The organism is Neobacillus drentensis (assembly GCF_036965245.1).
Lineage (GTDB): Bacteria > Bacillota > Bacilli > Bacillales > Cytobacillaceae > Neobacillus > Neobacillus drentensis_G.
Genome location: NZ_JBALPG010000242.1, coordinates 203 through 3,142 on the forward strand (window position 1 = coordinate 203; position 2,940 = coordinate 3,142).

Annotated in this window: 2 protein-coding genes; both read right to left on the reverse strand. The window is 34.3% G+C overall.

Annotated elements, in window-relative coordinates; translation table 11 throughout:
- Window positions 1–417: 417 nt before the first annotated feature.
- Window positions 418–1,788, reverse strand: coding sequence for an MATE family efflux transporter (locus V7150_RS26300; protein ID WP_335524208.1), 1,371 nt, complete (start codon window positions 1,786–1,788; stop codon window positions 418–420).
- Window positions 1,789–1,936: 148 nt separating this feature from the next.
- Window positions 1,937–2,521 carry a helix-turn-helix domain-containing protein gene (locus tag V7150_RS26305; protein WP_335524210.1) on the reverse strand — a complete coding sequence of 195 codons (585 nt, stop codon included), beginning with the start codon at window positions 2,519–2,521 and terminating at the stop codon, window positions 1,937–1,939.
- Window positions 2,522–2,940: the final 419 nt, after the last annotated feature.

The following is a 2,940-nucleotide window of genomic DNA, read 5'->3' on the forward strand; positions in this document are numbered from 1 at the left end:
GCGCAATTGTTGAATAAGTAAGATGAGAAAATAACAGATTTGCTTGCTGCGTAGTACAAATATACTGTGCAATAAAAGCTGGTAGTCCACTTTCTGGCGCGATTACTGAAAACTTAACAAAAGCCTAATTCCTCGGTAAAAATAGGAGGATTAGGCTTTTTCAATTCAATATCTCTAAAGTTTTTCTAATGGTAAATGCGTTGACAGCAAGTGGTAAATTCCATGGCAACTGATGGTACAAAACATGGCAGAAGTGGTACATTCTTGTGGCTGTAATCAACAAGAAGTAAATATAAAGTTGGCTTTTAATCTGCAGTGATCAATCGCTTTTTACGAACGAATCAGTTTAGTGCGGAAATAGAAATAAATGAAGCTATTTGTAAAAGAGAAATAAATAGCTTTATTAATTAAGTAAGTTTAACTCAAAAGTGCTTTTAAGGATTTCTTTTTCCAGAAAAATTGATGATAAGAAGATTGAGCCAAGAAATTGACGATGAACGCAATTGGATAGGCTACCCAGACACCATTTAAGCCCAGTGTTGTGAAATGTGATAAGAAGTAGGCTGCCGGAACTTGGATCAGCAGAATACTAATGATTGTAAATATTGTTGGCCATAACACAGTACCTGTTGCTCTCATTGTTGCTGTGATTGCCTGAGTGTGACCCAAAATAACGTAACTCCAAAATGAGATCAGTATAAGACTTTTTGCTATATTAATTGTTTCGGTGTTGTCTAAAAAGATTACTAATATATGATTTGGTAACAGGTAAAGAATGAGAATGAGAATACCACCAAGGAGATAATTCATGGAAACCGCTATTTTCTTTACCTGTTTGATTTTCGTAAAGTTTCCAGATCCTACTGCTTGTGCAACAAATACTGAAATGGATATTGATATACTCATTGCTGGAATTTGAACGTAGCTTGCAATTTGATTCGCGATTCCATATGCTGCAGTTGCATTAGACCCATAATCATTGACAAACGTGATGACTGCAATTTCTGACAACGCGATTGAAACCAAACTAATACTAGTAGGAATGGCTAATTTCAGTAAGGGTTTCAACACCGAACCTTTTAAGTGAAGATGTCTCAAAATTTCAGAGTCTAATTTGAGTATATGATTTCTTTTGTGTAAGTACCCTAATAGAATCACAAATGTAATAAAATTGGCTAATCCTGTAGCATACGCAGCACCATTTAATCCAAATTCCGGTAAGCCCAACCAACCGAAAATAAGTATTGGCAGCAAAGCAATATTTAGGATAACACTAATCAATAAAAAGTAAAAAGGTGTTTTTGAATCACCAACACCTCTCATAAAGGTTGTATAGCACATATATAAGAAAGTGATTGGCAATGTAACAAATAAAATACGTGCATACTCTGCGCTTTTAATCAGTATATTCTCAGGTGTTCCCATCCATTTTAGAATATCTACTGTAAAGAATCCTCCGATTAAGGCAACAGCAATAGAAATGATAAACGTAAAGAGTAGCGTAACCCCTACGACTTCCTTCATTTTTTGGATATCACCTCCACCGTATGTTTGCCCAACTAGAATGGAGCTTCCAGAGCCAATTCCGATGATAAAGGATATCAGGAAAAAGAGTAGAGGAAAGAAGGCAGAAATAGCTGCTATAGAATCCACTCCAAGTGTTTGCCCAACTACGATAATTCCAAATACTTGACCCAATGATTGCAAAACACTTGCTAAAATGATAGGAATAAGAAAAACAATCATCGGTTTTACTAAAGACAATGTTTCATTAAAAGATTTATTCATTTCATTTAACTCCTATAAGTTTCATAAAAAACCAACTATAAAGATTTTCGTTTCAAAAGAATCGCTCACCTAAAAGTGAGGGAAAGATTAATAATAGAGTAGTAACATTTAGTCATAACCCGTGATTTATTATTTATCTGATAAATTTTTAGACAAGCTGATAATATAAACCGAATTGAGTATCATACCATAACAGTTTGCCATGTTGACGGTTCGGGATACGTGTTTGTAAACTCCATTCGGGATACTGTTTAATAATCTGTACTTGGTCACCTGTAGCAAAAGCAATAAATGAAATATAATTTTCTTTTGTCATACGATGCCCACTAGATATTAACCATTCATTATCAATTTCTGAAATGGTTAGTTTTTCATCGTCTGTTGCTTTCTTCGCTACTAATGGTTCTAACTTTCTTCCGCAACAAGATATGGTCATACTTCCAGTTGCTAATACAATATTATTACATGACGGACAGACGAAATAATTAGACTTTTTCATATTTCCTCCTACAAATTCATTCGACGATAATTCACCATCTAAAATATATTCGATATTTACGCCAAGGAGGGTTGATAAACTTGGTAATAGCGTGATATCTGGACAGCCATACCCGCGCTCCCATTTTGATATCGTTCGATCAGAAATATTCATTTGATCCGCTAATTGTTTCTGTGTCAGTCCCTTTTCCTTCCGTAAATTAAAAATTAACTCTCCAATTTTACGATTATCCATCAATATTTCCTCCTACTCTAATGTCATCTTAAATCTTTAAATGTAACCAAGCAACAAACGCTCCGTAGAGTTATGCAGAGGGACTGCACCCCAATTTTCCTTCATCCCGAAATCGCGAATTTCTAAATTGCAGCGTCATATATTGATTATTCGCGTATAAAATGGGTGCTCTAATAAAATAAGAAGTTATATTTAATAAGTATATATATACAAAAAATATACAGCCATTTTCCACGTATTTTAATTGCAAAATAAAGGCGCCAACCAAACCAGTTAAAATGGATAGTGCGTGGTATTTTCTTTTAATACAAGGTGATTTCTACCAAAAATTATTACCTGGCTTTATCGAAAAGTGTAATTATTAATTTATTCGTTATTGATTACGGCCATTGAAATGTACTGTTATTGCCATCCCAAAA